At 70.7% G+C, this 7385-nt stretch carries 3 protein-coding genes; all 3 read left to right on the top strand.

The window, feature by feature from the left end:
* Positions 1 to 828: flagellin (locus tag JJL56_RS32910; RefSeq protein ID WP_282188912.1), on the top strand; the 828-nt coding region annotated here is incomplete at its 5' end.
* A gap of 132 nt (positions 829 to 960) precedes the next feature.
* Complete coding sequence (locus JJL56_RS04440; protein ID WP_145623411.1) at positions 961 to 1389, top strand: flagellar biosynthesis repressor FlbT; 429 nt, start codon at positions 961 to 963, stop codon at positions 1387 to 1389.
* On the top strand, positions 1386 to 7370 hold the full coding sequence (locus tag JJL56_RS04430) for a tetratricopeptide repeat protein (protein WP_345772544.1): 5985 nt from the start codon (positions 1386 to 1388) through the stop codon (positions 7368 to 7370). Before JJL56_RS04440 ends, JJL56_RS04430 begins: the two co-directional genes overlap by 4 nt.
* Positions 7371 to 7385 lie beyond the last annotated feature (15 nt).

Genomic DNA, 7385 nt, shown 5'->3' with positions numbered 1-7385 from the left:
TCGTCGGGCACGATCACGCTGTCCGGCGCGACGACGACCAACGCCGCCCGCGAGATGACGGTCAAGGCGACCGCCGAGAACGCCCTGACCAAGCGCATCTCCGAGAGCTTCGCGTCGGGCACCATCGTGTCCTTCACGGTCGACCGCAAGCTGCTGGAGCAGGCCGCCAACGGCGGCAACGGCGTCTCGTCGATCGAGAAGAAGGTCGACATCCAGATCTCGGTCAGCAACCTGAGCGGCGCCACGGTGACCCGCGACGGCATGTCCAAGCGCGGCGAGGGCAAGCTGTCGGACGGTGAGAACGCCTACGCGTTCGACACCGGCACGGTGCGCTTCAACGTCGATCAGAAGACCATCAAGCAGGCGGCGGCGGCCAACTCCGCGGCCAACCTGGTCTCGGTGCAGGTGACCGACGCCAACACCTCGAACGACCTGACGGTGCAGCTCAACGAGCGCAACACCAACGCGATCACGGTGAAGGCCCAGAACCTGACCACCAGCGGCCAGGGCCTGCGTCTGGACTACGCGCAGAACGACTGGACCGACCGCGCCGACATCGACAAGGCGGTCGCCAGCATCGACTACGCGAAGCAGAACCTGCGGTCGTCTTCGCAGACGCTATCGACCAACCTGAACGTCATCACGACCCGTGAGAACTTCACCAAGGAGTTCAGCGACGTGCTGACGGAAGGCGCGAGCAAGCTGACGCTGGCCGACCAGAACGAGGAAGGCGCGAACCTGCTGATGCTGCAGACCCGTCAGCAGCTCGGCACCATCGCCCTCTCGCTGGCCAACCAGTCGCAGCAGTCGATCCTGCGTCTGTTCTAAGCCTGAGACTTCGGGTAGGATCACGCCCGGCGGGCGGCGGCGCAAGCCGCCGCCCGTTTCATTTGGTGCGGCGCTTTCCGGCAATCGCCTTCCGCTTCCGCGCGCCGCCGAGACAAGGACCGGGTCCGTTTCATGCCTCTGAAGTTCGTTCTCCGCCCCAATGAAAAGGTCATCATCAACGGTGCGGTCATCGGGGCCGGTGATCGTCCCGGCTCCTTTTTCCTTTACAACACCGCCAACTTCCTTCGTGGGCGTGAGGTGTTGAAGGAAGAGCAGATCGATTGCATCGAAAAGAAGCTCTACTTCGTCATCCAGCTTATTTATATCTTCCCGGAAGACGCGGTGCTCAACCTGCAGCGCTTTGCTTCCATTCTGGCCGAGACGCGCGAAGCCCGGCCGGATTGCCGCGACGACCTTGAAGAGATCGAACGGCTGGTCGAAGCGCGCAACCACTACCGCGCCCTGAAAATCTGCCGGAAGATGTTCAAGGGCGGGTCCGAGGCGTCACCCAACGCCGCCGACGGTGCGGCGGACAGCCCGGCGGTCGATCCGGCGCCGTGATCGAAGCGGGCCTGCAGGGTTGGGACGGCCGGTCGGCGGACGATGTTCTGACCGACGCCATCGCACAGCATCGCGCGGGGAATCTGGACGAGGCACGGGCACTCTACAGCCGCATCCTGTCCGCCGACCCATCCCATACCGATGCCCGGCACCTGTCCGGCATCGCCGACTATCAGGCCGGTCAGGCCGCGCAAGCCTCGGCGTGCTTCCGGGCAACCCTGGCGATCGATCCGTCCTTCGCCGCCGCCTACAACAGCCTGGGCAACGTCCTGGCCGACCGGAGCCGTCCGGACGATGCGGCCCGCGCCTATCGTCGCGCCATCGCGCTTCAGGACGGCTATGCGGAGGCGCTCGGCAATCTCGGCCTCCTTCTGCAGGCGCAGGAGCGGATCGACGATGCCATCGCCGCTTATGAGGCGGCGCTGCGCGCCGATCCCGGGCGCACCGCGACCCGCTTCGATGTGGCGGTGCTCCTCCGCCGCCGTGGTCGTCTGGACGAGGCCGCCCTGGCTTTCTACCAAGTGGTCCAGGCGCAGCCGGACCATGCCGAGGGCTGGCGCAGCCTGGCGCTCGTGCTGCGCGTCCTGAACCATTCCGACGCGGAACTGTGCCTGCGCCGCGCCCTGTCCGATGATCCGACGGACCGCGAGGTGGCGCGGGGCCTGGGAACGCTTCTGAACGAGCGCGGCGACTTCGCCGAGGCGGTGGCGGTTCTGGCTCCGGCGGTGGATGCCGGCACGGGCACGGGCACGGGCCGGGACGCGCGACTGCTCTTCCATTTGGGCAGCGCGCTTCAGGGGGGCGACCGTCTGGCGGAGGCGGCGGCCCGCTATCGTGAAGCGCTGTCGCAGGACCCGCTGCTGGCAGGGGCGTGGAACAATCTTGGCGTGGCGCTGCTCGACCTGGGAGACCACGCCGCCGCGGTGATGGCGCTGCGAGCGTGCATCGCGTTGCGGCCCACCGATGCGGTGGCCTTCAACAATCTGGGCACCGGTCTTGACGGCGTTGAGCGGCCGGATGAGGCCGCCGGCGTCTTCCAGCGAGCGCTGATCATTCAGCCGGACTATGGCAAGGCGCTGAACAATCTCGGCAATTCCCGCCGGGCCGCGCGCCGGGCGGAGGCCGCTGCCGCGCTGTACCGGCGGGCGCTGATCGTCCAACCGGACTATCCCGACAGCTACACCAACCTCGGCAACGTCCTCAAGGATTGGGACGACTGGCCGGGTGCGCTGCGCCTGCACCGGCGCGCGGTTCGTCTGGCACCGCGGAGCGCCATCGCGCTGACCACCCTGGGTCTTGCCCTGAATGTGCTGGGACGGAACGAGGAGGCGGAAGCCGCGCATCGGCGCGCTCTGTCCATCGACGCGGGGCATGCGGAAGCCTATGCCAACCTCGGCATGCTGCAATGGCAGTCAACGCGCGTTGTGGAAGCGGAGCGAACCCTGCGCCGCGCCCTGCGCATCGACCCGACCCTGGCGGCGGCACGGCTGAACTTCGCCCTGGTCAGCCTCGCGAGCGGCAATCTGCCGGAGGGCTGGGATGCCTATCAGGACCGGTTCAAGGCCAAGGAGCATCCGGAGCGCACCATCGCGGCGCCGCTCTGGCGGGATGACGGAGCGGCCGTCCGCCGGCTTCTGGTCTGGCGCGAGCAGGGGGTGGGGGACGAACTGATGTTCGCCTCCTGCTACCCCGCCCTGGCGGATCGCGTGGCGGCGAACCGGATCGGTCAGGTCATCCTGGAGTGCGACCGTCGGCTGGTCAGCCTGTTCAGCCGCTCCTTCCCCTGGGCCACCGTCCGGGGGGAAACCGCGGCTGCCGACGGAACGGAGACCCTGGTCCCTCCGGACTGCGACGCCCACATCGCCGCGGGCGCTCTCCCGCGCCTCCTGCGTCCGGATCTGGCGAGCTTCCCGCCCCGTCCCTGGCTGGTGCCCGACCCGGAACGCCTCGCCGTCTGGCGGGAGCGGCTGGCCGCCCTGGGGCCGGGGCTGAGGATCGGCATCGCCTGGCGCAGCCAATTGATGACGACCGAACGAAAGGCCGCCTACATCACTCTGGAAGCGTTCGCGCCTCTGTTCGCGATTCCCGGAGTGGTGCTCGTCAATCTTCAATACGGCGACTGCGCGGCGGAGATCGCGGCGGCGGAGGCGCGCTTCGGCGTGACCATCCACCGCTGGGACGATCTGAATCTCAAGGATGATTTCGAGGGTGCGGCGGCCCTGACCGCTTCGCTCGATCTGGTCATCGCGCCCGCCGTGTCCACCGGCGAACTGGCGGGAGCCCTGGGCGTGCCGGCTTGGCGCATCGGCGCCCGCGACTGGACGCAGCTCGGCACCGGCGTCCGCCCCTGGTACCCGACGATGCGCCTGTTCCAGCCCCGCCCCGGCGAGACTCTGGCAGCCGTCATGGCGCGCATCGCCCTGACCCTGCGCGCTCTGGCGCGGCCGGTCGAGGGCATCACCAGCCGTCCAACCGCCGCACCCGTGGATGTCGCCCCGGTGGTGGCCAAGGCCATCGCCCACTACCGCGCCGGGGCGCTGAAGGAGGCGGAGGAGCATTGCCGGACGGCGCTGGACGCCCTGCCGGAGCATCCCGTAGCCCTCCATCTCCTGGGAATTCTGCGGCTTCGCCAAGGCGATGCCGGCGACGCGGTGGTGGTGCTGGCCCTCGCGGTGAAGGCCGATCCCGACAACGCCGCCGCCCATGCCGCGCTGGCCGATGCCTGCAAGGCGACTGGTCGGCACGATGCCGCTCTGGCGGTGCAGCGCAACGCCGTGCTTCTCCGTCCGGACGCGGCGGAGCATTGGCTCAACCGCACCGCCCTCCTGCGGGGGCGTGGCGACGCCGAGGATGCGGAAGCCTACGCGCGGCGCGCCCTGCGACTTCACCCGGTGCTCGGCGTAGCGCACACCCATCTGGGGCACCTGCTCGCCGAGCGCGGGGACCGGGCGGGGGCGGAGCGGAGCCATCGGCGGGCGCTTGCCCTGACGCCGTCGGAGGTGGATGCGCTGGTGAGCCTCGGCGCGCTCCACCTGAGGACCGACCAGCCAGCGGAGGCGGAGCGGCTGTTGCGTCGCGCCACCGTGACCGCACCCGACGCCGCCGTCGCCTGGAGCCACCGGGGCAGCGCGCTCGACCGGCTGGGTCGTGTCGAGGAGGCGTTCGCCTGCCACGGCCGGGCGGTCGACCGAGCGCCGGAGATGGCGGAGGCTCAGGCGAATCTCGCCATGCATTGGGCGCGGCGGCAGCGACCGGCCGAGGCCATCGCCGCCTACCGTCAGGCCATCCGGATCGATCCGGCACTGCCGACCGCTCATTACAACCTGTCGCTCCTGCTTCTGGAGCAGGGGGAGCTTCGCCCCGGATGGGCGGAGCATGACTGGCGCTTCGACACCCCCCAGTTCGGCGACCAGAAGCGGCGCTTCGCCGCGCGGCCCTGGCGTGGCGAGAACGTCGCCTCCGCCCGCCTGCTGGTCTGGCGGGAGCAGGGGGTGGGCGACGAGATTCTCTTCGCCTCCTGCTATCCCGATCTGCTGCGCCGCGCCGGGCATCTGGTGGTCGAATGCGACCGCCGTCTGGTGTCGCTCTTCGCACGCTCCCTCCCCGGAGCGACGGTCCGCCCGCCGACCGTGGAGCCGCGTGACGTGGACGTGCAGGTCGCCGCCGCGTCGCTACCGCGGTTTCTGCGGTCCGATAGGAAGCGGTTCCCGGCCCGGCCCTGGCTGGTGCCCGATCCCGGACGTGTGGACCACTGGCGGGACCGGCTGGCCGTTCTGGGGCCGGGACTGAGGGTCGGCATCGCGTGGCGCAGCCAGATCATGGATGGGGAGCGGCGGGCCGCCTACGTCACGCTCGACGCCTTGGCGCCGCTGTTCGCCGTGCCGGGCGTGGTCTTCGTCAATCTGCAGTACGGGGATTGCGCGGCGGAGATCGCGGCGGCGGAGGCTCGCTTCGGCGTGACCATCCACCGCTGGGACGATCTCAATCTCAAGGACGACTTCGAGGGCGCGGCGGCCCTGACGGCCAATCTGGATCTCGTCCTCACGCCCGCAGTCTCCTCCGGCGAACTGGCCGGCGCCCTCGGCGTGCCGGTGTGGCGCTTTGGGCATCGCGACTGGACGCAGCTCGGCACCGGCGTCCGTCCCTGGTTCCCGTCGATGCGACTCTTCCAACCACGCCCCGGCGAAGGGCTGGACGCCGTCATGGGCCGGATGGCGGCCACGCTGCGCCGGCTCATGCCCGGGGACGACGAACCGCCGCCCGGCGATGTTGCATGTGATCCGGACGCGCTGCTGGACACCGCCGCCGCCCATCACCGGGACGGTCGGCTGGCCGAGGCGGCTCCGCTGTACGAGCGCGTGCTGACGGCGCGGGCCGACCACCCGGTCGCTCTTCACCTGTCGGGATTGCTGGCGCACCAAAGCGGCGATTCCGATGCGGGTGCGGCGCGCATCACCCGTGCCCTGGACGCGCTGCCCACTTACGGTGCGGCCCAATCGAGCCTGGGAACCGTGCTGCTGGCGCTTGGCCGTGCGCCGGAGGCCGTGCGTCGGTTCCGTTTGGCGCTCGCCCTGCAGCCCGCCGCCGCGGCCACTCTGACCAATCTCGGCAACGCGCTGGAGGCGGCGCACGAGCTGACCGCCGCCGCCGAGGCTCACCGCCGGGCAACCTTGGCCGACCCGGTGCTGGCGGAGGCGCATGACAATTGGGGCGCCGTGCTGACCCGGCTCGGCGCGTTGAAGGCGGCCGAGGGGCGCCATCGCCACGCCCTGCGCCTGGCCCCGGACCGCGAGGTTGGCTGGCTCAATCTGGGGGTGGCGCTGCGCCGGGTGGGGCGGCTGGACGACGCGCGGCGGGCGCTGGTCCGCGCGCTGGCCCTGGCGCCGGCGCAAGAGGATGCGTTGGGCAACCTGGGCCGATTGCTGCGGGACCGGGGCGAAGCCGTCGCGGCGGAGCGCTGGTGCCGCCGTGCCCTGGCGGTTGAGCCGGGGCATCCGGCGGCCGCCTTCAACCTCGGGCTGCTGGATCTGGCCCGCGGCCGGCTGGAGACGGGCTGGGCCGGCTACGACGCCCGCTTCCGCGCCCGTGAGCTGTCCGGTGCCGCCCGGGTCGTCCCGGTTCCCGCCTGGGAGGGGGAGGACCCCTCCGGCCTTCGCTTTCTGGTCTGGGCGGAACAGGGGATCGGTGACGAGATCCTGTTCGCCGGTTGCCTGGACGAGCTGATCGCGCGGGCCGCCGCCGTGGTGGTGGAGTGCGACCGACGGCTGGTGCCGCTGTTCGCGCGGTCCTTCCCCCGCGCGGAGTGGCGTCCGGCCCCGGCGGACCCGGAGGCGCCCTGCGCCGGCATCGACCGCCACGTCGCCATGGGATCGTTGCCACGCTGGTTGCGGACCCGCCTCGACCACTTTCCGCAACGCCCATCCTTTCTGACCGCCGACCCGAAGCGGGCCGCCCGTTGGCGGGAGAGGGTGGACGCGCTCGGCCCCGGCCTGAAGGTCGGCATTGCGTGGCGCAGCGGGCTGATGACGGCGGAGCGTCGCGGAGCCTACGCACCGCTGGACATGTGGGGGCCGGTGTTCGCGCTGCCGGGGGTGGTTGTCGTCACCCTGCAATACGGTGACTGCGCCGCCGAGATCGCCGAGGCGGAGCGTCGGTTCGGCGTGACCATCCACCGCTGGGACGATCTGGACCTGAAGGACGACCTGGATGGCGTGGCGGCCCTGATGACGGCGCTCGACCTTGTCGTCACGCCGGCGAGTTCGGTGGGGGAATTGGCGGGGGCGCTGGGCATGCCGGTCTGGCGGTTCGGGCCACCGGGCGATTGGACGGCGCTCGGCACCGGGGCGCGGCCCTGGTTCCCGACCATGGCTTTGATCCCCGCGCCGCCGGGACAGCCGGCGTCCGGCGCCTTGCCGACAATCGCGCGCCGTCTGGCCGGGCTCCGTCCCAAGGCGGCGCCAGTCGTCGGAAAGAAAACATAAAGAAAGCCGGGAGCG

This window comes from Azospirillum aestuarii, assembly GCF_016632405.1.
GTDB lineage: Bacteria > Pseudomonadota > Alphaproteobacteria > Azospirillales > Azospirillaceae > Azospirillum > Azospirillum aestuarii.
Note: the sequence above shows the minus strand (reverse complement) of the source record. Positions and strands in the feature narration are given on the sequence as shown.